This window comes from Sphingomonas flavalba, assembly GCF_004796535.1.
Lineage (GTDB): Bacteria > Pseudomonadota > Alphaproteobacteria > Sphingomonadales > Sphingomonadaceae > Sphingomonas_L > Sphingomonas_L flavalba.
This window is the reverse complement of the sequence record NZ_SPHY01000008.1, coordinates 1-23,614: the sequence shown is the minus strand read 5'-3', so window position 1 is coordinate 23,614 and position 23,614 is coordinate 1. Positions and strand designations below refer to the sequence as shown.

The following is a 23,614-nucleotide window of genomic DNA, read 5'->3' as shown; positions in this document are numbered from 1 at the left end:
CTCCCCTTGTATCGAGGCGATCTACGCTCAGGCGTAGGTGACGCTGGTCACCCGACGCCGGCTGCGCATCGTGCCGCCGACCAGGCCGAACCCGGCGATCATCAGCGCCCAGGCGGCCGGCTCCGGCACCGCGGCCGGCAGGAAGTTCAGCGTGCCGCTGTAGGAGCCACCGTTGGTGCCCCAGGTACCTTCGACGAAAATGCTGTGCGGGCCGGCGCCGATGTTCGCGCTCGCCAGCGTCCACTTTTCTTCCGAACCGGTCAGGTCCTGATGGAAGGGGATCGCGTCCAGCCACACCTTGGTGATGGCGACGTCGAACGCGCCGGACAGGTCGATCGAGATCAGCGAGCCGCTCGCGTCGCCGGCGACCGGCACGGTGAACTGGAACTCGTCGTTGATCACGCCCGAGGTGTTGCTCGACTGCGTAAAGCCGGTCGAACCGCCGGTGCCCGGAACCGACAGGGTGATGACTGCCGCCGAAGCGGGCGCCGCGAGCACAGTGACCGTCGCCAACGCTGCGCCGAGAAGGAACTTGTTCATACTCATATACCCCTAACTGCGAAGACCGAATGCGCTTGAATCACCCACTTCGATCCAGACGCCGAGGGGACACTTACTAACGAAGCGGTAACCTTGTCTTGGTTAAAATGCAGGCAAATCTGGAAAATTTGTCCCGAATCGAAACGGCCGCCGCGTCGGCACTCAGCGCGCGCGCGCCGGAGTCAGCTTCAGCATCCGCCCCTCGGAGCCTTCGGCGCCGTCCTCGAGCAGGTAGAGCGCGCCGTCGGGCCCCTGGCGTACCGATCGGATGCGGGCGCCCATTGGCCACTCGTCCCCCTTCGCCGCGCTGGTGCCGTCGACATCGACGCGGATCAGCGCCTTGCCGGACAGCGCGCCGATGAACACGTCGCCCCGCCACTGCGGAAAGAGGCTGCCGGTGTAGACGATCAGCGACGAGGGCGAGATCGACGGGTTCCACCACACCTTAGGCGCCTCCAGGTCCGGCCGGGTGGCGTGGCGGGGGATCGGCGTGCCGTCGTAATGGTCGCCGTTCGACACCAGCGGATAGCCATAGTTGTGGCCGGGCAGGACGAGGTTCACCTCGTCGCCGCCCTTCGGCCCCATCTCCACCTCCCACAGCGCGCCGTCGGGAGCGAAATCGATGCCGAGCAGGTTGCGGTGGCCATAGGACCAGATCGCCGGATTGAAGCCCTGTGCCGCCAGCGGATTGCCGGCGGCCGGCGTACCGTCGTCGTTCAGGCGCAGCACCTTGCCCAGCGTTGCCTGCGGGTCCTGCGCGGGGGTGAATTTCTGCCGCTCGCCGTTGGTGAAGAACAGGTGCCCGTCCGGCGCGAAGACGATGCGCCCCGAATAATGGCCGCTGCCGGAAACCAGCGGGCTGCCCCTGAACAGCGTTTCCACCTTGTCGAGGCGCGGCGCATCGCCGTCGACGAACGTCCCGCGCGCCAGCACCACGCCCTTGCCGCCCTCTCCGGCGGCGGAATAGCTGAAATAGACCAGATGGTTGCTGGCGAATTTCGGGTGGAGGACGACATCCATCAGCGCGCCCTGGCCGGCGCTGTCGACCGGCGGGATACCCCCCAGATTCTGCCGCGTCTTGCCGTCGGCGGAGACCAGCAGCATCTGTCCGGTCTTCTCGGTAACCAGCATTCGTCCGTCGGGCAGGAAGGTCATCGCCCAGGGGCTGTCGAAATCGGCAATGGGGGTGACGGTGAACGGCCGGGCGGCATCGTCCGCGGGTGCGGGCGCGGCCTCCGAACAGGCGCTGAAGACGAGCAACGGCAGGGTAAGGGCGATACGGCGCATAGGGTTTCTCCACCGGAACGCGGTGCGAACGCACCGGCCGCGCGATCGTTTCAGCCGCGCCGCGTTACCTGTTTAGCGCAGCCGCCTTTTCCGGCAATGCCCGGTCGAGTTCGGCCAGCCACAGCGCCGCGCCGCCGTCCGACGGTGCCCGCCACTCGCCGCGCGGCGACAGGCTGCCGCCGGGCGAAACCTTCGGCCCGTTGGGGAGCGCCGAACGCTTGAACTGGCTGGTCGCGAAGAAACGGGTCAGGAACACGCGCAGCCAGCGGGCGACGGTGTCGAGATCGTAGGCGACGCGCGCGTCGTCGGGGAAGCCCGGCGGCCAATGCCCGACGGCGGCATCGCGCCAGGCATGCCAGGCGAGGAAGGCCACCTTCGACGGCGGCAGGCCGTGGCGGACGATATGGTGCAGGAAGAAATCGTGCAGCGCATAGGGGCCGATCCGGTCCTCGGTGCTCTGCATCGCCCCGTCGGCGCCGGCGGGAACCAGCTCCGGCGAAATCTCGGTCGCGAGGATCGCGTCGAGAATCGCGTCGGTCTCCGCGTCGAACTGGGCAGTGGCGATCGACCAGCGGATCAGGTGCTGGATCAGCGTTTTCGGTACGCCGCAATTGACGCCGTAATGGCTCATATGGTCGCCGACGCCGTAAGTGCACCAGCCAAGCGCCAGTTCCGACAGGTCGCCGGTGCCGATGACGAAGCCGCCGTGCTGGTTGGCGAGACGGAACAGGTAGTCGGTGCGCAGCCCCGCCTGCACATTCTCGAACGTCACGTCGTAGACCGGCTGGCCGTCGGCGAACGGGTGGTCGAGGTCGGCAAGCATCCGTTCGGCGGCGGGGCGGATGTCGATCTCCGCCGCGGTGACGCCCAGCGCCTTCATCAGCGCCCAGGCATTGCCCTTCGTCCCCTCCCCGGTTGCGAAGCCGGGCAGGGTGAAGGCGAGGATCGCGCTGCGCGGCAGGCCGAGACGATCGCAGGTTTTGGCGGCGACGATCAGTGCGTGGGTCGAATCGAGCCCGCCCGACACGCCGATGACCATGTTGTCGCCGGGCGTCGCGCGGAACCGCTGGGCCAGCCCCTCGACCTGGATGTTGAATGCCTCGTAGCAATCCTCGTCGAGCCGCGCGGCGTCGTCGGGAACGAACGGGAAGCGGCGGAGCGGCCGCTCCAGCCCGGCGTCGCGCATATGCGGCTGGTGGGTGAAGGCGATGCGGCGGAAGCGGGTCTCCGGGTGGCCGGCGCCGGTGGCGCAGTCGTTGAACGTGCCGTTGCGCGCCCGCTCCAGCCGCAGGCGCTGGACATCGATGTCGGCGACCAGCAATTCCGGCGTCCGGTCGAACCGGGCGGAGCGGCCGAGCAGGTCGCCCAGCTCGTGGATCATCGCCTGCCCGTCCCACGCCAGGTCGGTGGTGCTCTCTCCGGCGCCGGTGGCGGAGAAGATGTGGGCGCTGAGCGTGCGCGTGGCATGGGCGGCGGCCAGCATCGCCCGCTCCCGCGCCTTGCCGACGACGACGTTCGACGCAGACAGGTTGCACAGGATCAGCGCGCCGGCGAGGGCGCCGTGCGTCGACGGCGGCAGCGGTGCCCAGTAGTCTTCGCAGATCTCGGCGTGGAAAACGAAGTCGGGCAGATCGGTCGCGGCGAACAGCTGGTCAACGCCGAACGGCGCCGTCTGCCCGGCCAGCGTCACCTCCAGCCCGGTCAGCCCAGCGCCGGAGGCGAACCAGCGCTTCTCATAATATTCGCGGTAGTTGGGCAGGAAGCTTTTCGGCACCACGCCGAGCAGCGTGCCGCGGGCGACGACCAGCGCGCAGTTGTAGAGCCGCCCGTTCCGCCGGACCGGCGCGCCGACGACCGCGACCGGCGCCAGCGCCTCGCTGGCGGCAAGGATGCGCGCGACCCCCTGTTCGACCGCGCCGAGCAGCGCATCCTGCAGCAGCAGGTCGTCGATTGCGTAGGATGACAGCGCCAGTTCCGGGAACACGACCAGATCGACGCCGCGTCGGTCGGCATCGGCGATCAGCCCGGCGATCGCCTCGGCATTGGCGGCGACATCGCCGACGCTGGCGACCGGCGTCGCGGCGGCGACGCGGACCAGTCCGTGCGCGTGGAGCGAATGAAAGCGGCTTTCGGGCATCGGACACCTTCTCGGCGGCGGCGAAATCGTTCTATGGGCGTGGCGACGCCCACCGATCAACCCCGGCATGACGCGGAATCCATTCGCCCGCCATCGCCGCGCCATCGGCGGACGCGCATCGTTCGTTCATCGTGGGTTGTGGAACGCGCGCGCAGGACCGCATGGCGCTACGCGCGCGGGGGCAGGGAAAACAGGTTTATGACGACAGGCGGCCGAGCGGATGTTCGCTAGCGATGTCCGCGTTCCTCCCGTTGCCCGGCGCGCGGCGCTACCAGCGGGGCAGACGGCGCTCGTTCCCGGCAGTTGGCTGGCCGGTGGCCTGGCGCTCAGCACTCTGGCCGTCGCGGCGATGATCGCGGCCACCGGGCAAACCGTCATCTTCACGCCGGGCAGCCGCATCCTGTTCTGGTGTACGGCGGTCATCGGCATCACCTTGCGCTGGCTGTTCCGGCGGCCCCGAAGCGAAGGGCAGCGGATCGCGCGCGATGCCGCCGAATCACTCGGCCTGTTCGCGCTGCTTTGCCTGCTTGGCGCGGTTGCCACCTATCCGATCGCTGCGTTCAGTACCGGCTTTCACGACGGCGCGCTGGAGAGGATCGACGCGATGCTGCGCTTCGACTGGCGCGACTGGTACAATGTCGTTGCCGCGCACCGGCCGCTGCAACGGCTGGGCGCCGCCGCCTATGCCAGCATCTTCGTTACCCCGGCGCTGCTGCTCGGCTATTTCGCCTGGGCCGGCCGGCAGGCGGAGGCGCGGCGGTTCATCGTCGCCTTCTGGCTGGCGGCGGTGACGACGCTGCTGCTGTTCGCCTTCTTCCCGGCGGAGGGGCCGCTGGCGACGCTGTGGCACGGGCCGATCCCGTACATGCCGGCCAGCGCGCTCTACCAGGCGGAACTGATCCCGGAACTGCGCAGCCGGGCGCTGACCGTCATCAACCTGGGCGACCTGCGAGGGCTGGTCTGCGCGCCAAGCTTCCACACCAGCAGCGCGGTGCTCTACATGGCGGCGGCCTGGCCGTTCCCGCGCCTGCGCTGGCCGGTCGTCGCGATCAACGGTGCGATGCTGCTGGCGACGCCGGTCGAGGGCACGCACTACCTGGCCGACATGCTGTTCGGTGCGGTCGTCGCGCTGGCCGCGCTCGCCGTCGTCACCGCCCTCGTCCGCACCCTGCCGTCCGACAAGGAACCGGGCCGGCGCCCGCAGCACTGAGCCTGCCATTCGGTCGCGACGGCCGGCGCGCTATAGTCGGAGTCGCCGGCCGGCACGGCTGCCGGATTCCGATTCGTATCTCAAGGACATAGACCGATGACCCACCCACTGCTCCCGCCATTCACCGAAGCATCGGCGATCGCGAAGATCCGCCTCGCAGAGGATGCATGGAACAGCCGTGATCCGGCCCGCGTCGTGCTCGGCTATGCAGTGGACAGCGTCTGGCGCAACCGGGGCGAATTCGTCACCGGCCGCCCGGCGATCGAGGCGTTCCTCGCCCGCAAGTGGACGCGCGAGCTCGACTATCGGCTGGTCAAGGCCCTGTGGGCGTTCGGCGGCAACCGGATCGCGGTGCGCTTCGCCTATGAGTTCCACGATGACAGCGGCACCTGGTTTCGCGCCTATGGCAACGAGAATTGGGAATTCGGCGCCGACGGCCTGATGGACCGCCGCCACGCCAGTATCAACGAACATCCGATCACGCCGGAACAGCGCTTGTTCCATTGGCCGCTGGGCCGCCGCCCGGACGATCATCCGGCGCTGGACAGCTTCGGCTTCTGACGCCGCCGATGGCACGGGCGACGCGGGCTACCCGGATGCTGGACGCGGCCGGCGTCGCTTTCACCGTCGAAAGCTACGCCTATGACCGCGACGCCGACCATGTCGGCCTGCAGGCGGCCGAGGCGCTTGGCCAGCCACCGGAACGGGTGCTGAAAACGCTGATGGCGCTGGTCGATGGCCGGCCCGCGATCGCCATCGTCCCGTCCGACCGCGAGGTGGCGATGAAGAAGCTGGCCGCCGCGTTCGGCGGCAAGGCGGCGCGGATGATGAAGCCGGCCGACGCCGAGCGGCTGTCCGGCTACAAGGTCGGCGGGATCAGCCCGTTCGGCCAGCCGCGGCCGCTGCCGACCGCGATCGAGCAGGCGGCGTTCGTCCACCCCTTCGTCTATGTCAATGGCGGTCAGCGCGGGCTTCAGGTCCGGCTCGCCCCCGGCGATGCCGCACGCCTGCTCGCCGCGATCGCCGCGCCGCTTATCGCCTGACGGCCGTTATTCGACGGTAACGCTCTTCGCCAGATTGCGCGGCTGGTCGACGTCGGTGCCCTTGGCGACGGCGACGTGATAGGCGAGCAACTGCACCGGCACCGCATAGGCGAGCGGCGCGATCAGCGGGTGGACACGCGGCATCTCGATCGTCGCCAGGCATGTATCGCCGGCGGCAGCCAATCCTTCCGCGTCGGAAATCAGCACCACCTTGCCGCCCCGCGCCTGCACCTCCTGCATGTTCGACACCGTCTTGTCGAACAGCGGGCCGGACGGCGCGATGACGATGACCGGAACGGCATCGTCGATCAGCGCGATCGGGCCGTGCTTCATCTCGCCGGCGGCATAGCCCTCGGCATGGATATAGCTGATTTCCTTCAGCTTCAGCGCGCCTTCCAGCGCCATCGGGTATTCCGGCCCGCGGCCCAGATAGAGCACGTCGCGCGCCGGGGCGATCAGCGGCGCGATCGCCTCGATCGCCTCGTCGCGGGCCAGCGCCGCGTTCATCGCCGCCGGGGCCTCGGCCAGCTGGGCGACGATCTCCTTTTCCTCGTCGGCGTCCATCCGTCCCTTGGCGCGGGCGAGATTGGCGGCGAAGGCGGCGAGCACCGCCAGCTGGCAGGTGAACGCCTTGGTCGACGCGACGCCGATCTCCGGCCCGGCATGGGTGGGGAGCAGCAGGTCCGCCTCGCGCGCCATCGAACTGGTCGGCACGTTGACGACGACCGCGATGGTCTGCCCTTCCGCCCGCGCATGGCGCAGCGCCGCCAGCGTGTCCGCCGTCTCGCCGGATTGCGAGATGAACAGCGCCAGCCCGCCCGGTTCCAGCACCGGCTGGCGGTAGCGGAATTCCGACGCCACATCGAGGTCGACGGGCACCCGCGCGAATTGCTCGAACCAGTATTTGGCGACCATCCCGGCATAGAAGCTGGTGCCGCAGGCGACGATCGTCACCCGCTTCACCCCGGCCAGGTCGAAATCCATGTCGGGCAGCGCGACCTTGTTCTCCAGCCGGCGCAGATAGGAGTGCAGCGTCTGGGCGACGACCACCGGCTGCTCGTAGATCTCCTTCTGCATGAAATGGCGGTGATTGCCCTTTTCGACCAGCTGGCCGGAAATGCCGGATTCGACGATCGGCCGGGTGACCGGCCGGTTGTCGCGGTCGAAAATCTCCACGCCGGCCCGGGTGATCGCCACCCAATCGCCCTCCTCCAGATAGGCGATGCGCTGGCTGAGCGGCGCCAGCGCGATCGCGTCGGAGCCGAGATAGTTTTCGCCCTCGCCATAACCGACGGTCAGCGGCGCGCCGAGCCGTGCCCCGATCAGCAGGTCCGGTTCGCTGCGGAACATCACGCCCAGCGCGAAGGCGCCGTGCAGGCGCGGCAGCACCGCCGCCACCGCCTCGCGCGGGGGCAGGCCCCGCGCCATCTCGCGGGCGATCAGATGAGCGACGACCTCGGTATCGGTCTGGCTGAGGAACTGGCGCCCCTCGGCGATCAGCTCGTCGCGCAGCGGCTTGAAATTCTCGATGATGCCGTTGTGGACGATGACGACGTCATCGACGATGTGGGGGTGGGCGTTGTCCTCGGTCGGCGCGCCATGCGTCGCCCAGCGGGTATGGGCGATGCCGCTGTTGCCGGGCAACGGTTCCGCCGCCAGCCGTTCCGCAAGGTTGTTCAGCTTGCCCTCGGCGCGGCGGCGCTCGATCACCGCGTCGTGGACGGTGGCGATGCCGGCCGAATCATAGCCGCGATATTCCAGCCGCCGCAGCCCGTTGAGCAGGCGCCCGGCAACCGCCGACTGGCCAAGGATCCCGATGATTCCGCACATGCTACTTGCCCTTCAATGCCGCCTTGCGCTCCGCCATCCGGGCGCGGAACCGCGCCGCCCAGCCGTCCCGCTGTTCCTGCCGCCCGCGCGCCACGGCCAGCGCATCCGCGTCGACATCGGCGGTCAGTACCGACCCGGCACCGACGATCGCACCGGCGCCGATGCTGACCGGGGCAACCAGCGCGCTGTTCGAGCCGATAAACGCCCCGGCGCCAATCTCTGTCCGGTATTTGAGAAAGCCGTCATAATTGCAGGTGATCGTCCCCGCGCCGATATTGGCACCCGCGCCGACATCCGCGTCGCCGATATAGGACAGATGGTTGGCCTTCGCCCCTTCCCCAAGCCTGGCCTTCTTCACCTCGACGAAATTGCCGACCTTGGCCTTGTTGCCGATCTCGGCGCCCGGGCGCAGCCGCGCATAGGGGCCAATCTCCGCATGCTCGCCGATACTGGCGCCCTCGACATGGCTGAACGCGCGGATTCGCGCGCCGGAGGCAACCCGCACACCGGGGCCGAACACCACGTTCGGCTCGATCGTCACGTCGTGCGCGATTTCAGTGTCGTAGGAGAAATGCACGGTCTCCGGCGCGATCAGCGTCACCCCGTCGGCCATCGCCTCCGCCCGCCGGCGCTGCTGCCAGGCCGCCTCGACCGCGGCCAGCTCGGCGCGGCTGTTGACGCCGGCGACCTCGCCCGCGTCGGTCTCGATCACCGCGGAGGCGCGGCCGTCGGCAGCCGCGAGCATGACGATGTCGGGCAGGTAATATTCGCCGGCGGCATTGGCGTTGCCGACGCGGGCGAGCAGGCGGAACAGGTCGGCGGCGCCGACCGCCATCAGCCCGGAATTGCATAGCGTCACCGCCCGCTCTTCGGCGGTCGCGTCCTTGTACTCGACCATCCTGGCGATGCGCCCGTCGTCCTCGGCGATGATCCGGCCATAGGCGGCCGGGTCGGCGGGGCGGAAGCCGAGGACGACCGCCGCCGGCCCGTCATCGGCGTGGAGGCGGTCGAGCATCCGCCGCATCGTCTCGGTCGAGACCAGCGGCACGTCGCCGTAGAGGATCAGCACGTCGCCGGAAAAGCCGGCCAGCGTCGCTTCCGCCTGCTGGACGGCGTGGCCGGTGCCGAGCTGCGGCTCCTGCACCGCCAGCGCCGCGTCGTATCCGGCAAGCGCGGCCTCAAGCTGATCGCGGCCGCTGCCGACCACCACCACCTTGCGCGCGGGGGCGAGGGCGTCGACGGCGGCAACCAGATGCAGCAGCATCGGCCGGCCGGCGACCGGGTGCAGCACCTTGTGCAGGTCCGATTTCATCCGCGTGCCCTTGCCGGCGGCAAGGATGACGGCGGCGACGGGGATATCGGTCATCGCTGGCATGTCCTTTGCCGCGCCCCTTCGCACGGACGGCTTGCCATTGCCAGTGGCCGGCGGGCATGGCCCCGCGCATGAACGCTTTTCCCTTTCCGATCGTCGGTTTCGACCTGGACGGCACCCTGTTCGACACCAGCGCCGACCTGGGCGCCGCGGTCAACCACGCGCTGGCGCTGGCCGGGCGGCCGCCGATCGCGCTCGAGGCGGTCGCGTCGCTGATCGGCGGCGGCCCGCGCCGGATGCTGGAACGCGGGCTGGAACAGAGCGGCGGCTGCGATCCCGATCTGCTCGACCGGCTCTATCCGCCGCTGCTTGATCATTATCGCGCCAACATCGCCGTCGGCACCGTGCCCTATCCCGGCCTGCTCGCCGCGCTCGACCGGCTGGATGCGCTGGGCGTCGCGGTCGGCATCGTCACCAACAAGCAGGAAGCCCTGGCGGTTCAACTGGTCGATACGCTCGGCCTGTCCGCCCGTTTCGCGACGATCATCGGCGGCGATACCCTGGGTGCCGGCAACGCCAAGCCCAACGCCGCGCCGATCCACGAACTGGTCCGCCGGCTGGGCGGCGGCCGCGCGGCGTTCGTCGGCGATTCGATCTATGACGTCATGGCGGCGAAGAACGCGGGCGTGCCGAGCGTCGCCGTCCGCTTCGGCTTCCCGAACCAGCCGATCGAGACGATGGGGGCCGACGCGATCATCGACAGCTATGCGGAACTGATCTCGGCGCTGGAGCGGCTTGGGCAGGCGGGCGGATGAACTCCAAAACAGGCTTCACCCGCGCCGGCGCCATTTCGTCCACAGGTGTCGCGCGAGCAGCGCCGGCGGCATCCGCAGCCAATGCGAGCGCCCGTAAAAGGCGAGGCGGGTGAGCGGCCGGACTGGACGGCCCCAGCCGTCGCGGGCGAGCAGGCGGCGCGCGAATAGCGTGTCGCTCGCCCGCCACCGCCCGGCCAGCGCCGGCGCGACCGGCGTCGCGTAGAGCCGCTCCGCCAGCCGCAACGCCCGCGCCACCGCGTCGGTCAGGCCGTGAAGCCGGCTATGTTCGGCGAGGCGCGGCCAGAAGGCGTCGTCGTCGAACGCCCGAACCAGCCGGTCGATGTCCCACAGGTTGCGCAGCCCGCCGGACAGGTCGCCGTCGGCGATCAGATGGGCGGCGGCGTGGATCACCATGTCCTCGCCCGACAGCATGTGCAGCCCCTCGCCGATCGGCCGGGCGCCGGCGACCAGCGCATCGGCATCCGGCACCGGCCGCGCGGTCGGCGGCAGGATGGTGTGGTGGACGTCGATCATCCGGTCGCGCGCGTGGTGGATCAGCGGCGGCAGCTCGTGCATCCAGCGCCGGTAATAGGCGTCGTCATACGGGTCCGGCTTCATCCATTCCCAGCCCGCCGCGAGCAGCGCCGCCTCGACCCGGCCAGTCGCCGCGCGCGGCACCAATATGTCGAGGTCGCCGATCGTGCGGCCCTGCGCGGCGTCGAGGCCGGCGGCGGCATAGGCGGTGCCTTTCAGCAGGATCACCGGCACGCCCAGCCCGGCCAGCGCCCGGCGCGCCGCCTCCGCCTCCCACAACGCCGCCCGCCGGCCCTCGCCGGCGGCGAAGCGGGCGTCGGCCATGATCCGTGCGGCCGCATCGGGCAACGGCAGGCCGTGCAGGCGCTCGGCAAGCGTGCCGGCCAGTTGCTCGGCGCGCGCGGCGGCGATCAGTCCGGCCCACGCGTCGGCTGACAGGCCGGTGACCGATGCCGGGTCGCGCAGCGCACGGACGAGCAGCGCCGCGCTCATGCCGCCGCCCACAGCCGCTCGACCAGCGCGACGGCGCTGTCGGCGTCGGGATAGTCGATCGCCCGCGCCGGCAGCGTCGTCACCAGCCGGGTCAGCGCGTCGAACCCGGCCTCGCCCAGCGCGACATAGTTGGTCGACGCCTGGGTCAGTCGAACGAACACCTCGCTCGGCGCCACGGGCCGCTCGGCGGCGGCATGGCCGAAACGCGGGAACAGGATCAGTGCCGGGGCGGCCGGCTCGGCCATTCGCGCGATCGCGTCGGCATTGGGGCGCAGATGGCGGATATCGCCCTTCGGCGTCGCGGCGAGCAGCGGGCCGAGCCGCGCCGCGTCGAACAGCGCGATCGCGGCGTTCTTCAGGCTGACCGGGCGGGGAAAGGGATGGAGCACGCCGTTCGCCAGATCGATCAGCGCGAATTCGTCGCCCATCAGCCGCCAGCCCCGGTCGCCGAGCAGCGCCGCCAGCGTCGACTTGCCGGAGCCGGATGCCCCGGTCAGGATCAGCGCCCGCCCGTCCCGCTCCAGGCTGGCGGCGTGGAGCAGCAGCCAGCGCCGGGCGCCAAGCGCCATCTGCAGGTTCATCCCCATTTCGGCAGCGAGCAGGCCGTGGCGGAGCGCCAGCGGCACCGCGTCCGGCAGCATGTAATCGCCGGCTATCGTTACCGAAGGCCGGATCCACCGCCGCCATGGTCGCGCCGCTTCCAGCCGGACGGTGAAGTCGGCGATCCCGGCCTTTGGATAGCCGGCATAGAGCGCCTCCAGCGCCGCGACCGGCGCCCGCCAGTCCGACCCGACGCGGAAACCGGCCGGACCGACGCGGACGGAAAAGACGTGCCTCATGCGCGGACGACCAGCCCGGCCGCTTCGAGCGCAGCGAGATGCGCTTCCAGCCCGGCGCGTTCCTCCGCATCGGCGTCGGCGATGCCCATGCGGGCAAGCAGCAGGGCGATATCCGCCGGTCCGGCGGCCAGCGCGGCGAGCAGTTCCGGCGCCGGCGCGGCGAGCAGGTGGGTCATTCCCGACCGCCGGTCGAAACAGGCGGTCAGCATGTCGAGCGGCACCCGTTTCAGCGCGGTGCGCGCACCCAGCGCCCAGCGCATCGCGATCAGGCGCGCGGCATCTGCAGCGATGCGTAGCAGGTGAAGCCGCTCGTCCCCTGCTGCAGGCGGCGGATGTAGTTGGTGTAGGCGCGGCTGCGCTGGTGATCGACGCCGGGCAGCGAGCGCCCGGTCAGCGCCGCCTTCACCTCCTCGCCGGTGAACGGCCGGGCGGAGGGGCGGAACGCGCCGGGCGTGTCGGTGGGAACGAGGCTGCCGTCCGCCGCGATGAAATCGCCGGCGCGCGCGGGATCGGGCACCGGTATCTCGCAGGTCAGCACCGACGCCGCCGTCTGCGCCAGCGCCGGGCGGATGGTTACGACCGTCGACACGCCCGCCGCGCCCAGTCGCAGCAGGGCGCGCCGGTCCGCGCTTAGCGGCCGCCGCGCGCCGTCGGAGGAGTCACTGTGGCCCATCCCTGCCCCTATCCGCCCGTCACGCTTTCATAATCGTAAAATCGCATGGATGCACGATCGATGGCGAATCGGCCGGGTCAGCGGCGTGGAAATCGGATAGGAGGGGGATGATGCGGCATGACGATCCCCTGCGCGTGGTGCTGGCGCTGCTCGTCCTGGTGGCGACGGCGGCGCTGCTCTGGTGGGCAGGGGTGGCGGCCGGGGTGGTTGCGCTGGTGCTGGCTGGCGGCTGCGGACTGTTCTGGCTTGGGCGCGGTGCCCATGCACCGCCATCGCTGCCGGCGAACGCCGCACCGGCGGTCGCCGACCCCGCCGACGCGCTGATCGCGGCGATCACCGAGCCGATCCTGATCATCGCCGACGAGCGCGTCACCAACGCCAACGCGGCGGCGCTGGCACTGCTCGGCGCGCATATCGTCGGTGAGCACGCCCGGCTCGCCATCCGCCACCCGGAAGCGGCTGACCGGCTGACCGCGCCGCTGGCGGCGCTGCCCGGCGCGCCGGTCAGCCTGGTCGGCATCGGCACGCGCGAGGCGCGGTGGGAAATGCAGGTCGGCGCGCTCGACGACGGCCGCCGTCTTGTCCATCTGAGCGACCGGACCGGCAGTCACGCGGCGGAACGGATGCGGGTCGATTTCGTCGCCAATGCCAGCCACGAGCTGCGCACCCCGCTCGCCGCGATCCTCGGCTTCGTCGAGACGCTGGCCGACGACAAGGCTGGCGCCGACCCGCCGACCCGTCGCCGCTTCCTGAAGGTGATGGACGATGAGGCGCGGCGGATGGGGCGGCTGGTCGACGACCTGATGTCGCTGTCGCGGATCGAGGCCGACAAGTTCCGGGCGCCGGAAAGCCCGGTCGACCTCGCCCGGCTGGTGGAGGAAGTGCGTGCGACCCTCGCCGCCAGCCATGGCAATCGCGGCCGCGACCTGACGGTTGTCATAGCGGAGGCGCCGCCGCCGGTGGTCGGCGATGTGGGGCAGCTATCGCAACTGCTCCACAACCTGGTCGGCAACGCGATGAAATACGGCAAGCCGGGCACGCCGGTGACGATCGCCCTCGCGCCGGGACCGGACGGCATGGTCCGGCTGACCGTCGCCGACGAAGGCGAGGGCATTGCCGCCGAACATCTGCCGCGCCTGACCGAGCGATTCTACCGTGTCGATTCGGGGCGCAGCCGGGCGCTCGGCGGCACCGGTCTCGGCCTTGCCATCGTCAAGCACATCGTCGAACGGCATCGCGGGCGGCTGGACATCGCCAGCATGCCCGGCGCGGGCACCACGGTAACCGTACTGCTGCCGGCGCTGTCATCAAACTGTCACGAAAACATCACACAGGGCGCGTGAAACGCGGGCACGACGCGGAGCCGGAACCGGCCCGCCGCGGGGCCGCCGATGGAGTAGCGCCGAAACTCATGCTGCGCAGCCTCGTGATCCTGATGGCTTCGGCCGGCCTGCTGTCGGCGTGCCACGACCCGGCCGGCGGGGCGGGGGGCGGCGTGCGCGAGCAGATCCGTGCCGTCGGCTCGTCGACGGTGTTCCCGTTCACCACCGCGGTCGCCGAACAGTTCGTCAACGCCAAGCCCAACTACCGCTCGCCGATCATCGAATCGACCGGCACCGGCGCCGGCATGAAGCTGTTCTGCAGTGGCGTCGGCGCGCAGTACCCGGATATCGAGAATGCGTCGCGGCGGATGAAGGCCGGCGAATATGCGCTGTGCAAGAAGAACGGCGTCGACAAGATCGTCGAGATCCAGATCGGCGTCGACGGACTGGCATTGGGCGAATCGAAACGCGGCTCGCGGATGGCGCTCAGCGTGCGCGAAATCTATCTGGCGATCGCCGCCAACCCGGACGGCAAGCCCAACCGCGCCCGGACCTGGGCGGACATCAACCCGGCGCTGCCGACGACGCCGATCGTCGTCTACGGCCCGCCGTCGACGTCGGGCACCCGCGATTCGCTGACCGAGCTGATCATGACCCCCGGCTGCGATCAGAACCCGGCGAACAAGGCGCTGAAAGCCGTCGACGAGGACAAGCACAAGGACCGCTGCACCCGCATCCGCGAGGATGGCGCCTATGTCGATGCCGGGGAAAACGACAATCTGATCGTCCAGAAGCTCGGCGCCAACCCGGATGCGGTCGGCATCTTCGGCTACAGCTTCCTCGAAGAGAATCTCGACACGCTGGCCGGCATCCCGATCGACGGCGTCGAACCGACCTACGACAGCATCGCCAGCTTCGCCTATCCCGGCGCGCGGCCGCTCTACATCTACGTCAAGAGCGCGCATCTGCGCGCGATACCGGGGCTGAAGGAATTCGTCGCCGAATATGCCGGGGCGTGGAACCCGGGCGGTCCGCTCGCCCGGCGCGGGCTGATCGCGGCGACGCCGGACGTCCGCGCGCAGAACGTCGCCGTCGCCACCGCGCTGACCCCGCTTGATCCGGCCGTGCTGAAATGAGCGTCGCCGCCATCGCCTTCCTCGTCATCGGCCTCGGCCTGATCGGCTGGCTCAGCGCGCGGACCCGCGCCGCCCGTTTCGCCGCCGCAGCCGATACCGCCGCCGGGGCGGCCGGTCGCCCGCATTCGCTGCCCTTCTATCATGGCTGGTATGTGGCGCTGTGGGCGACGGTGCCGGCGCTGCTGTTTCTTGCGGTCTGGGGCTGGACCAGCCCGGCGCTGGTGACCGGCGCGGTGCTCGACACCCCGGCCGCCGCCCTGCCCGAAAGCGGGATCGAGCGGGGCGCCCTGCTCGCCGAGGCGCGGGCACTGGCCCAGGGCAAGCTCGCCGGTGCGTTCAACGACGAAGCCGCGGCGCTCGCCCCCGCCTATCGGGCCGCACAGGCGCGCTTCGACGGGATCGCGACGGTACTGGCGCTGATCCTCGCCTTTGCCGGCGGCGCCTATGCCTTCACCCGCGTCCGCCCGGATTTCCGCGCCCGCACCCGGGTGGAACGGGCGGTGATGGCGACATTGCTCGTCGCATCGCTGATCGCGATCCTGACCACGGTCGGCATCGTCGCGTCGCTGCTGTTCGAATCCTGGCGTTTCTTCTCGATGGTGTCGCCGGTCGATTTCCTGTTCGGCCTACGCTGGAGCCCGCAATCGGCGGTGATCGCCGGCCAGACCAACCAGTTCGGCGCGATCCCGCTGTTCTGGGGGACGATCTTCATCGGCGCGATCATCGCGATGGTCGTCGCCATCCCGCTCGGCCTGATGAGCGCGGTCTACCTGACCCAATATGCCGGCCCCCGGCTGCGTGCGTGGATGAAGCCGGCGCTGGAGATGCTCGCCGGCGTGCCGACCGTCGTTTACGGCTATTTCGCGGCACTGACCGTGGCGCCAGCACTGCGCGACTTCGCCGCCGCCGTCGGCATCCCCGGCGCCTCGTCGGAAAGCGCGCTCGCTGCCGGTGTGGTGATGGGTATCATGATCATCCCGTTCGTATCGTCGATGGCCGACGATTCGATCACCGCCGTTCCCGCCGCGATGCGCGACGGGTCGCTGGCGATGGGCGCCACCCAGTCGGAGACCATCCGCAAGGTACTGATCCCCGCCGCGCTGCCCGGCGTCGTCGGCGGCGTCCTGCTTGCCGTCAGCCGGGCGATCGGCGAGACGATGATCGTGGTGATGGCCGCCGGCCTCGCCGCCAACCTGACGGCGAACCCGTTCGCCAGCGTGACCACCGTCACCACCCAGATCGTCCAGCTGCTGACCGGCGATCAGGAATTCGACAGCGCCAAGACGCTGGCCGCCTTTGCCCTGGGGCTGGTGCTGTTCGTCATCACCCTGCTGCTCAACATCGTCGCCCTGCGCGTCGTGAAGAAATATCGCGAGGCATATGAATAGGCTCGGCCTTACCGACTGGAACGGACCGGTGATGCGGCGGCGGCTTGCCCGGCGCTATGCCGCCGAACGGCGTTTCCGGCTGCTCGGCCTGGGCGCGGTGCTGCTATCGGCCGCCTTCCTCGCCTTTCTGCTGGTGTCGATGATCGGCCAGGGCGCTACCGGCTTCCTGCGCACGGAAGTGCGCGTCACCCTGGATTTCAAGGCGGCGCCGCTGCTGATCGACCGCGCGGCACTGGCTGGGCGCGGGGCGGACCTTGCCCTCGCCAATGCTGGCATTCCCGCGCATCTGAACGCCGCCGCCACCACCGCCTATGGCGGCGAGGGGGCCGGCTATCTGTCGGAAAACAGCTGGCTCGACGTGCGCGACGCGGTGCGCGACGACCCCGCCCTGCTCGATGGCAAGGCCAGCTTCTGGGTCGCGGCGGCGACCGCCATCGACCTTGCCGCCAAGGGCCATGGCACCGCCGAGGCGAAGGCGGCCTATGCGAAGCTGAAACAGGCCGGGGCGGTGCGCAAGACGTTCAACGCCGGCTTCCTGACCCGGTCCAACTCGAACGACCCGACCCGCGCCGGCATCTGGGGCGCGTTCAAGGGCTCGCTGCTGACGATGATCGTCACCTTGCTGCTCGCCTTCCCGATCGGCGTGCTGTCGGCGGTCTATCTGGAGGAATATGCCCCGCGCAACCGGATGACCGACCTGATCGAGGTGTCGATCAACAATCTGGCGGCGGTGCCGTCGATCATCTTCGGCCTGCTCGGCCTGGCGGTGTTCCTGAATACCTGGCAATTGCCGCGCTCGGCCGCGCTGGTCGGTGGGCTGACCCTGGCGCTGATGACGATGCCGGTCATCGTCATCGCCGCGCGCAACGCGATAAAATCGGTGCCGCCGTCGATCCGCGACGCGGCGCTGGGCGTCGGCGCCAGCCCGGTGCAGGTGGTGTTCCACCATGTCCTGCCGCTGGCCCTGCCCGGCATCCTGACCGGCACGATCATCGGCATGGCCCGCGCGCTGGGGGAGACCGCACCGCTGCTGATGATCGGCATGCGCGCGTTCATCGCCACCCCGCCCGACGGCTTCACCGATCCGGCGACGGTGCTGCCGGTGCAGATTTTCCTGTGGTCCGACGAAGTCAGCCGTGGTTTCGTCGAGAAGACATCGGCGGCGATCGTCGTGCTGCTTGCCTTCCTGCTCGCGATGAACGGGCTGGCCATCTACCTCCGCAACCGTTTCGAACGACGCTGGTGACCATGATCGAAGACCATTCCGTCAAATCCGACCGGCCGGCAAAAATGTCGGCGCGCAACGTCAATGTCTTTTACGGGCAGAAACAGGCGATCAGCGGCGTGTCGATCGATGTCGACATGGACAATGTCGTCGCGTTCATCGGCCCGTCCGGCTGCGGCAAGTCGACCTTCCTGCGCACGCTGAACCGGATGAACGACACCATCGCCGGCGCGCGGGTGGAAGGGCAGATCACCCTCGACGGCACCGACATCTACAATCCCGACATGGACGTGGTGCAACTGCGCGCCCGCGTCGGCATGGTGTTCCAGAAACCGAACCCGTTCCCCAAGTCGATCTACGAGAATGTCGCCTACGGCCCGCGCATCCACGGCCTGGTCGACGGCAAGGCGGACCTCGATGCGGTCGTCGAGCAGTCGCTGCGCCGCGCCGGCCTGTGGGACGAGGTGAAGGACCGGCTGCACGAGAGCGGCACGGCGCTGTCCGGCGGCCAGCAGCAGCGGCTGTGCATCGCCCGCGCCATCGCCGTCGACCCGGAGGTGATCCTGATGGACGAGCCCTGCTCGGCGCTGGACCCGATCGCCACCGCCAAGATCGAGGAACTGATCCACGAACTGCGCGGCCGCTACGCGATCGTCATCGTCACCCATAACATGCAGCAGGCGGCGCGCGTGTCGCAACACACCGCCTTTTTCCACCTCGGCCAGCTGGTCGAATATGGCGTGACGTCGGAAATCTTCACCAACCCGCGGGAAGTCCGCACCAAGGACTATATTACCGGCCGCTACGGCTGAGAGGACAGGACATGGCGAACGGCACCGAACATACGATCAAGGCATTCGACGACGAAATCGTCGCGCTGCGCGGCCTGATCGCCGAAATGGGCGGCCGCGCCGAAGCGGCGATCGAACAGGCGATGCAGGCGCTGGTCCGCCACGACCTGGAAACGGCGCGGCGGATCGTCGCGGAGGACCAGCTGATCGACGAGATCGAGGCGAAGGTAGAGCGGCTGGCGGTGCAGATCATCGCCCTGCGCGCGCCGCTCGCCGACGACCTGCGCGAGGTGGTGGCGGCGCTGAAGATCGCCGGCGTCATCGAACGGATCGGCGATTATGCCAAGAATATCGCCCGCCGCACCCCGCTGATCGGCGGGCGCCACACGGTCGAGGCGCTGTCGGTGCTGCCGTCGATGGCGACGCTGGCGGTGGATATGGTGCGCGGCGCGCTCGACGCCTTTGCCGCGCGCGATTGGCAGGCGGCGGTCCGGGTCTGCGACGACGACCGGCGGGTCGATGATTTCTACAACAGCATCTTCCGCACCCTCGTGACCTTCATGATGGAGAATCCGGCAACGATCGGCCAGGCGGCGCATCTGCTGTTCGTCGCCAAGAATCTCGAGCGGGTCGGCGACCATGCGACCAACGTCGCCGAAATGGTCTATTACGCCGCGCGCGGCACGCCGATGCCGGAACGCGAGCGCGGCGGCGACGAAGACAGCGTGGAGAGCTGACATGGCGCGCGGCGACATGCTGCTGGTCGAGGACGACGCCGCCCTCGCCGAACTGCTGGTCTGGCATTTCCGGCGGGAGGATTTTTCCGTCCGCCACACCGCCGACGGAGAAGAGGCGCTGCTCCTCGCGCAGGAACGGGCGCCGGACTTGGTGCTGCTCGACTGGATGATCGAGGGCCTGTCGGGAATCGAGGTCTGCCGCCGGCTGCGGCGGATGCCGGGCACCGCCAATGTGCCGATCATCATGCTGACCGCGCGCGGCGAGGAGGAGGACCGCGTCCGCGGGCTGGAAACCGGCGCCGACGATTACGTGACCAAGCCGTTTTCCCCGCGCGAGCTGGTCGCTCGGGTCGGCGCGGTGCTGCGCCGGGTGCGGCCGGCGCTGGCCGGCGCCCAGCTCAGCTATGCCGATATCGAAATGGACACCGTCGGCCACAAGGTCCGCCGCGCCGGCAAGCCGGTGGCGCTGGGGCCGACCGAGTTCCGCCTGCTCCGCCATTTCCTGGAGCATCCCGGCTGGGTGTTCTCGCGCGAGCGGCTGCTCGATTCGGTCTGGGGCCAGGACGCGGATATCGAGCCGCGCACGGTGGACGTCCACATCCGCCGGCTGCGCAAGGCGATCAACGGCGATGCGTTGCCGGACATCATCCGCACCGTCCGCTCCGCCGGCTATTCCCTGGACAGCGAAGGTCGGCACTGACCGGCGCTACCGCGCGGGACAGACAATGAAACACCGGCCGCGGGGCGCCCCGCGGCCGGTGTCCATGGCTTCTTTGCGCCAGGCCGCAGCCCGGCCGCGGCTCAGCGGCTCTTCAGCTTGACGCCGACATATTGCGGCCGGCCGGCGCCGCGCTGGACGAGCAGCAGCACGCTGGTCCGGTTGGCGGCGGTCGCTTCGCGCACCGCGGCGGTCACGTCCTGCGCGGTCAGCGCCGGACGGCGGTTGATCGACAGGATGACGTCGCCGCGTTTCAGCGTCTTGGACGCCGCGTCGCTCGACGGGTCGACGCCGGTGATGACCACGCCCTTGACGTCGGCGGGGACGCCGATGCTGCGCGCGATCGCCGGGGTCAGCGGCTGGACGGCGACGCCGAGCGAAGCCTGCGCGGCCTGCTGGCTCGATTCGCTGTCGTCGTCCTCGCTGTCGAAGCCGTCGCCCTGGCCCAGGCTGGCGGCCAACTGCTCCTCCGGCGGGCGTTCGCCGACGGTCAGCGTCACCGTCATCGTCTTGCCGTCGCGGATCAGCTCGATCGGGATGCGGGCGCCGACCGGGGTGTTGCTGACCAGATAGGACAGCGTCTGGTCCGGCGTCACGTCCTGGCCGTTGACCTTGGTGACGACGTCGCCGCGGCGGATGCCGGCGCGGGCCGCCGCCTCGTTCGGCTCGACCCCGGCGATCAGCTCGCCGCGATGCTTGGGAAGGCCCATCGCCTCGGCGATCTCCGCGGTGACGTTCTGGATCTGCACGCCCAGATAGCCGCGCCGCACCTTGCCGCCCTTCATCAGCGTCTCGACGACCGGGCGGGCCTGTTCGGCGGGGATCGCGAAGCCGATGCCGACATTGCCGCCGCTGGGTGAGAAGATCGCGGTGTTGATGCCGATGACGTTGCCGTTCAGGTCGAACATCGGGCCGCCGCTGTTGCCCATGTTGATCGACGCGTCGGTCTGGATGTAGCGGTCATAGGCGCCGCCCTGGCCGGTGTTGCGGTGCAGGGCGGATACGATGCCGGAGGTGACGGTGCCACCCAGCCCGAACGGGTTGCCGATCGCCACCACCCAGTCGCCGACCCGGGTATGAGTCGAATCGCCGAACTTGACGAAGGGCAGGCCGGTCGCGTCGATCTTCAGCACCGCCAGGTCGGACACGATGTCGCGGCCGATCAGCTTGGCCCGGTATTCGGTGCGGTCGGGCAAAGTGACGGTGATCGATTCGACGACGGCGCCGTTGCGCCCGCCGGAGATCACGTGGTTGTTGGTGACAATGTAACCATCGGTCGAGATGATGAAGCCGGAGCCGAGCGACGTCGCTTCGCGTGTGACCGGTCCGCCCGGCCCCTGGTCGCCGAACAGGCTGCCGAACGGCGTGCCCGCGAACGGGTTGGTCTGCACCGCGACGCGCTGGGTGGTGGAGATGTTGACGACGGCGGGCTGGAGCTTGGCGGCTAGGTCGGCGAAGCTCATCGGCGCGCCGGCGCGCGGCGGGGCGGAACCGATGGCGGCCGGCTCGTTCTGGGCCACCTGTGCTCCGACCGGCTGCTGCATGGTCATCGTCGCGGCCGCGCCGCCGACGAGAAGGGCTGTCGTGATCGCGTAGGCGTAACGCACGTTCATTGTCCTCTCAAAGACTGCAGGCCCGGGGCGCGGAATGCGCGCGCTGTCCTTGCGCGCCCACGCTGAACGGAAATTGAATGACCCCTGATCGTCACCGCCCTCTGCCCTGGAATTCACGCAGATAGCCGTTGTTCGGTGACAGGACGATCGACGCATTGCCTTCCGCAGTGGTGCCGTCGACGCCGAAGGTGTGGCGGTAGGACTGCATCGCGCGATAGAAATTGTAGAAGTCCGGGTCCTTGTTGAACGCGTCGGCATAGGTGCGCGCCGCGTTGGCGTCGGCCTCGGCGCGGATTAGCTGCGCCTGCTTGCGGCCCTGCGCGTCGATGGTCAGCGCTTCCTGTTCGCGGGCGCTGCGCATCCGGGCGAAGGCGGAATCGAGCGGCGCGCCGTCGGGCAGGTCGGCGCGCTTGATCCGAACGTCGATGATCTCGGCGCCATATTGCCGGGCGACGCGGTTCAGGCCGGCCTGGATGTTGTCCATCAGCTGGCCGCGCTCCGGGCTGAGCAAGGCGGCGAACTGCCGCTTGCCCAGCTCGTTGCGCAGCTCCGAACCGAGGATCGGGCGCAACTGGTCGGACACGCGCTGCTCGGTGCCGGCGGTGATGAACATGCGCAGCGGATCGACAATGCGGTAGCGCGCATAGGCGTCGACGTTCAGCCGTAGCTGGTCGGTCGACAGCACCTGCTGGCGATCCATCTCGACATCCAGCACCCGCTTGTCGACCCAGACGATCTGGTCGACGAACGGCACGCGGGCGATCAGCCCGGCGCCGGAGCGACCGAAATCCTGGTCCGCCTTGTAGCGGTTGACGATGCTGATCGGCTCGCCGAAGCGGACGATCACCCCCTGGCGGGTTTCGGGAACGACCGAGAAAGTGGCGCTGGCCAACACCATCAGGGCGATCGCGGCGATCATCAGCGCGACCGGGTTGCGCCAGGAAACGGTGTTCATCGGCTGGCCCCCCCGGTCACCGTCTGAGTCTGGGTCTCCGCCTGAGCGCGGCGCTTGATCTCGGGCAGCGGCAGATAGGGGGTGACCCCCGGCGCCTCGACGATCGTCTTGTCCACCTTGGACAGAACATCCTCCATCGTCTCGTAATACATGCGGCGGCGGGTGACTTCGGGCGCCATCCGGTATTCGACGTAGACCTTGTCGAACGACGCTGCCTCGCCTTCGGACTTGGCGGTCATCTGCTGAGCGTAGGCGCGCGCGTTGTTCAGGTAGCTAATCGCGTTCTGCTGCGCCGCCGTCACCTTCTTGAACGCGTCCATCACCGCCAGCGGCGGATCGGCCTGCTTGATCGCGACGCCCTGGATGCGGATGCCGGCGCGATAGTCGTTGAGCAGGAACTGCATGCGTTCCTGCACCTCGGTCTCGATCGCGCCGCGGCCGGAGCCGATCGCGTCGTTCAGGCTGACATTGGCGACCGCCTGGCGCATCGCGCTTTCGGCGACCTCGCGGATCGTCTCGTCCGGCTCGGCGAGCTGGAACAGGTAATGAGCCGGATCGCTGATGTTCCAGCGCACCGAATAGGCGAGATCGACGATATTCTGGTCGCCGGTCAGCATCAGGTTTTCCGAATCGGGCGAGGTCGACCCGATGTCGATCGTGCGGATCTCCTCGACATCGCGGACGGTGACGGTGTCGATCGGCGCCGGCAGCGACAGATTGACGCCCGGCCCCATCGTCCCGGCATAGCTGCCCAGGCGCAGGATCACCCCGCGTTCCTGCGGGCCGATGCGGTGGACGCTGGTCAGCAGCAGCCACAGGCCGACGATGATCAATATCCCGTACAGCCACAGCGGCCGTCCGCCGCCGAAATCCGGGAAACCGCCGCCACCGCCACCGCCGAAACGCGCGCGCCCGCGGCGCAGCAGTTCGTCCAGCGCCGTCGGCCCGGCACCCGGCCGGTTGCCGCGCGGGCGGCCGCCACCGGGCGGCTGGCTCCACGGGTTGCGCGGTCCGCCG

23 protein-coding genes are annotated in these 23,614 nt (G+C 69.4%); 11 read left to right on the top strand and 12 right to left on the bottom strand.

Translation table 11 applies throughout. From position 1 onward, the window contains the following. Positions 1-27: 27 nt before the first annotated feature. From E4A53_RS09025 to E4A53_RS09015, 3 genes are all read right to left on the bottom strand, one after another. Positions 28-540, bottom strand: coding sequence for an FxDxF family PEP-CTERM protein (locus tag E4A53_RS09025; RefSeq protein ID WP_168694343.1), 513 nt, complete (start codon positions 538-540; stop codon positions 28-30). 162 nt (positions 541-702) lie between these two features. Beyond that, the gene (locus E4A53_RS09020) at positions 703-1,827 is read right to left on the bottom strand and encodes a PQQ-dependent sugar dehydrogenase (protein ID WP_136162777.1); all 1,125 of its coding nucleotides are present in this window, start codon (positions 1,825-1,827) and stop codon (positions 703-705) included. Between the two features lie 64 nt (positions 1,828-1,891). Further along, a complete protein-coding gene (locus E4A53_RS09015) occupies positions 1,892-3,964 on the bottom strand; it encodes an NAD(+) synthase (RefSeq protein ID WP_136162776.1) in 2,073 nt (690 codons plus the stop codon). 220 nt (positions 3,965-4,184) lie between these two features. Here E4A53_RS09015 and E4A53_RS09010 point away from each other — a divergent pair, with 220 nt between their 5' ends. The 3 genes from E4A53_RS09010 (at position 4,185) to ybaK (ending at position 6,217) form a co-directional block, all read left to right on the top strand. After that, entirely contained in the window at positions 4,185-5,174 is a 990-nt protein-coding gene (locus E4A53_RS09010; RefSeq protein WP_136162775.1) for a phosphatase PAP2 family protein, read from the top strand. A gap of 96 nt (positions 5,175-5,270) precedes the next feature. Next, a complete protein-coding gene (locus E4A53_RS09005; RefSeq protein ID WP_136162774.1) occupies positions 5,271-5,735 on the top strand; it encodes a nuclear transport factor 2 family protein in 465 nt (154 codons plus the stop codon). 8 nt (positions 5,736-5,743) lie between these two features. Further along, positions 5,744-6,217 (top strand): Cys-tRNA(Pro) deacylase, encoded by a 474-nt coding sequence (gene ybaK, locus E4A53_RS09000; RefSeq protein ID WP_136162773.1) that lies wholly within the window; start codon positions 5,744-5,746, stop codon positions 6,215-6,217. 6 nt (positions 6,218-6,223) lie between these two features. On the opposite strand, the gene glmS is transcribed toward ybaK, so the two are convergent. After that, positions 6,224-8,047 (bottom strand): glutamine--fructose-6-phosphate transaminase (isomerizing), encoded by a 1,824-nt coding sequence (gene glmS, locus E4A53_RS08995; protein WP_136162772.1) that lies wholly within the window; start codon positions 8,045-8,047, stop codon positions 6,224-6,226. 1 nt (position 8,048) lies between these two features. Then, complete coding sequence (glmU, locus tag E4A53_RS08990) at positions 8,049-9,413, bottom strand: bifunctional UDP-N-acetylglucosamine diphosphorylase/glucosamine-1-phosphate N-acetyltransferase GlmU (RefSeq protein ID WP_136162771.1); 1,365 nt, start codon at positions 9,411-9,413, stop codon at positions 8,049-8,051. A gap of 77 nt (positions 9,414-9,490) precedes the next feature. Between glmU and E4A53_RS08985 the strand changes: the two genes are divergently transcribed. Next, a complete protein-coding gene (locus E4A53_RS08985) occupies positions 9,491-10,174 on the top strand; it encodes an HAD-IA family hydrolase (RefSeq protein WP_136162770.1) in 684 nt (227 codons plus the stop codon). A 15-nt stretch (positions 10,175-10,189) separates the two neighbouring features. Here E4A53_RS08985 and E4A53_RS08980 read toward each other — a convergent pair whose 3' ends face one another. The 4 genes from E4A53_RS08980 to E4A53_RS08965 are packed head-to-tail and all read right to left on the bottom strand — an operon-like array spanning position 10,190 to position 12,712. After that, a complete protein-coding gene (locus tag E4A53_RS08980) occupies positions 10,190-11,200 on the bottom strand; it encodes a nucleotidyltransferase domain-containing protein (protein ID WP_136162769.1) in 1,011 nt (336 codons plus the stop codon). Next, positions 11,197-12,039, bottom strand: coding sequence for an HprK-related kinase A (locus E4A53_RS08975; RefSeq protein WP_136162768.1), 843 nt, complete (start codon positions 12,037-12,039; stop codon positions 11,197-11,199). Before E4A53_RS08975 ends, E4A53_RS08980 begins: the two co-directional genes overlap by 4 nt. Beyond that, complete coding sequence (locus E4A53_RS08970; RefSeq protein WP_136162767.1) at positions 12,036-12,299, bottom strand: HPr-rel-A system PqqD family peptide chaperone; 264 nt, start codon at positions 12,297-12,299, stop codon at positions 12,036-12,038. Before E4A53_RS08970 ends, E4A53_RS08975 begins: the two co-directional genes overlap by 4 nt. Before the next feature lie 5 nt (positions 12,300-12,304). Continuing rightward, positions 12,305-12,712, bottom strand: coding sequence for a hypothetical protein (locus tag E4A53_RS08965; RefSeq protein WP_136162766.1), 408 nt, complete (start codon positions 12,710-12,712; stop codon positions 12,305-12,307). Positions 12,713-12,822: 110 nt separating this feature from the next. On the opposite strand from E4A53_RS08965, the gene E4A53_RS08960 reads away from it, so the two are divergent. The 7 genes from E4A53_RS08960 (at position 12,823) to phoB (ending at position 20,011) form a co-directional block, all read left to right on the top strand. After that, the gene (locus E4A53_RS08960; RefSeq protein WP_239018219.1) at positions 12,823-14,055 is read left to right on the top strand and encodes a sensor histidine kinase; all 1,233 of its coding nucleotides are present in this window, start codon (positions 12,823-12,825) and stop codon (positions 14,053-14,055) included. A 68-nt stretch (positions 14,056-14,123) separates the two neighbouring features. Further along, a complete protein-coding gene (locus E4A53_RS08955; protein ID WP_136162764.1) occupies positions 14,124-15,170 on the top strand; it encodes a substrate-binding domain-containing protein in 1,047 nt (348 codons plus the stop codon). Beyond that, entirely contained in the window at positions 15,167-16,558 is a 1,392-nt protein-coding gene (pstC, locus tag E4A53_RS08950) for a phosphate ABC transporter permease subunit PstC (RefSeq protein ID WP_136162763.1), read from the top strand. The genes E4A53_RS08955 and pstC overlap by 4 nt, the downstream gene beginning before the upstream one ends. Beyond that, positions 16,551-17,804, top strand: a complete 1,254-nt coding sequence (gene pstA / locus E4A53_RS08945; RefSeq protein WP_239018218.1) for a phosphate ABC transporter permease PstA — start codon at positions 16,551-16,553, stop codon at positions 17,802-17,804. The genes pstC and pstA overlap by 8 nt, the downstream gene beginning before the upstream one ends. Positions 17,805-17,806: 2 nt before the next feature. Further along, entirely contained in the window at positions 17,807-18,595 is a 789-nt protein-coding gene (gene pstB / locus E4A53_RS08940) for a phosphate ABC transporter ATP-binding protein PstB (protein ID WP_136162879.1), read from the top strand. Positions 18,596-18,606: 11 nt separating this feature from the next. Continuing rightward, a complete protein-coding gene (phoU, locus tag E4A53_RS08935) occupies positions 18,607-19,311 on the top strand; it encodes a phosphate signaling complex protein PhoU (RefSeq protein ID WP_136162762.1) in 705 nt (234 codons plus the stop codon). A gap of 1 nt (position 19,312) precedes the next feature. Further along, positions 19,313-20,011, top strand: coding sequence for a phosphate regulon transcriptional regulator PhoB (gene phoB, locus E4A53_RS08930; protein WP_136162761.1), 699 nt, complete (start codon positions 19,313-19,315; stop codon positions 20,009-20,011). A gap of 101 nt (positions 20,012-20,112) precedes the next feature. Here the strand turns inward: phoB and E4A53_RS08925 are convergent, their stop codons facing one another. The 3 genes from E4A53_RS08925 to hflK all read right to left on the bottom strand — a co-directional run. Beyond that, complete coding sequence (locus E4A53_RS08925; protein ID WP_136162878.1) at positions 20,113-21,636, bottom strand: DegQ family serine endoprotease; 1,524 nt, start codon at positions 21,634-21,636, stop codon at positions 20,113-20,115. Positions 21,637-21,733: 97 nt separating this feature from the next. Then, positions 21,734-22,597 carry a protease modulator HflC gene (gene hflC / locus E4A53_RS08920; RefSeq protein WP_136162760.1) on the bottom strand — a complete coding sequence of 288 codons (864 nt, stop codon included), beginning with the start codon at positions 22,595-22,597 and terminating at the stop codon, positions 21,734-21,736. Then, a partial coding sequence (gene hflK / locus E4A53_RS08915) for an FtsH protease activity modulator HflK (protein ID WP_136162759.1) occupies positions 22,594-23,614 on the bottom strand: 1,021 nt, incomplete at its 5' end. The genes hflC and hflK, both read right to left, overlap by 4 nt.

Coding starts and splice junctions, on each gene's coding strand:
- pstC (WP_136162763.1), top strand. CDS start 15,167: ATGAGCGTCGCCGCCATCGCCTTCCTCGTCATCGGCCTCGGCCTGATC.
- E4A53_RS09015 (WP_136162776.1), bottom strand. CDS start 3,964: ATGCCCGAAAGCCGCTTTCATTCGCTCCACGCGCACGGACTGGTCCGC.
- hflC (WP_136162760.1), bottom strand. CDS start 22,597: ATGAACACCGTTTCCTGGCGCAACCCGGTCGCGCTGATGATCGCCGCG.
- ybaK (WP_136162773.1), top strand. CDS start 5,744: ATGGCACGGGCGACGCGGGCTACCCGGATGCTGGACGCGGCCGGCGTC.
- E4A53_RS08970 (WP_136162767.1), bottom strand. CDS start 12,299: ATGCGCTGGGCGCTGGGTGCGCGCACCGCGCTGAAACGGGTGCCGCTC.
- E4A53_RS08955 (WP_136162764.1), top strand. CDS start 14,124: ATGCTGCGCAGCCTCGTGATCCTGATGGCTTCGGCCGGCCTGCTGTCG.
- glmS (WP_136162772.1), bottom strand. CDS start 8,047: ATGTGCGGAATCATCGGGATCCTTGGCCAGTCGGCGGTTGCCGGGCGC.
- E4A53_RS09010 (WP_136162775.1), top strand. CDS start 4,185: ATGTTCGCTAGCGATGTCCGCGTTCCTCCCGTTGCCCGGCGCGCGGCG.
- phoB (WP_136162761.1), top strand. CDS start 19,313: ATGGCGCGCGGCGACATGCTGCTGGTCGAGGACGACGCCGCCCTCGCC.
- E4A53_RS08975 (WP_136162768.1), bottom strand. CDS start 12,039: ATGAGGCACGTCTTTTCCGTCCGCGTCGGTCCGGCCGGTTTCCGCGTC.
- pstA (WP_239018218.1), top strand. CDS start 16,551: ATGAATAGGCTCGGCCTTACCGACTGGAACGGACCGGTGATGCGGCGG.
- E4A53_RS09005 (WP_136162774.1), top strand. CDS start 5,271: ATGACCCACCCACTGCTCCCGCCATTCACCGAAGCATCGGCGATCGCG.
- glmU (WP_136162771.1), bottom strand. CDS start 9,413: ATGACCGATATCCCCGTCGCCGCCGTCATCCTTGCCGCCGGCAAGGGC.
- E4A53_RS09025 (WP_168694343.1), bottom strand. CDS start 540: ATGAACAAGTTCCTTCTCGGCGCAGCGTTGGCGACGGTCACTGTGCTC.
- pstB (WP_136162879.1), top strand. CDS start 17,807: ATGATCGAAGACCATTCCGTCAAATCCGACCGGCCGGCAAAAATGTCG.
- E4A53_RS09020 (WP_136162777.1), bottom strand. CDS start 1,827: ATGCGCCGTATCGCCCTTACCCTGCCGTTGCTCGTCTTCAGCGCCTGT.
- E4A53_RS08980 (WP_136162769.1), bottom strand. CDS start 11,200: ATGAGCGCGGCGCTGCTCGTCCGTGCGCTGCGCGACCCGGCATCGGTC.
- phoU (WP_136162762.1), top strand. CDS start 18,607: ATGGCGAACGGCACCGAACATACGATCAAGGCATTCGACGACGAAATC.
- E4A53_RS08985 (WP_136162770.1), top strand. CDS start 9,491: ATGAACGCTTTTCCCTTTCCGATCGTCGGTTTCGACCTGGACGGCACC.
- E4A53_RS08960 (WP_239018219.1), top strand. CDS start 12,823: ATGCGGCATGACGATCCCCTGCGCGTGGTGCTGGCGCTGCTCGTCCTG.
- E4A53_RS08965 (WP_136162766.1), bottom strand. CDS start 12,712: ATGGGCCACAGTGACTCCTCCGACGGCGCGCGGCGGCCGCTAAGCGCG.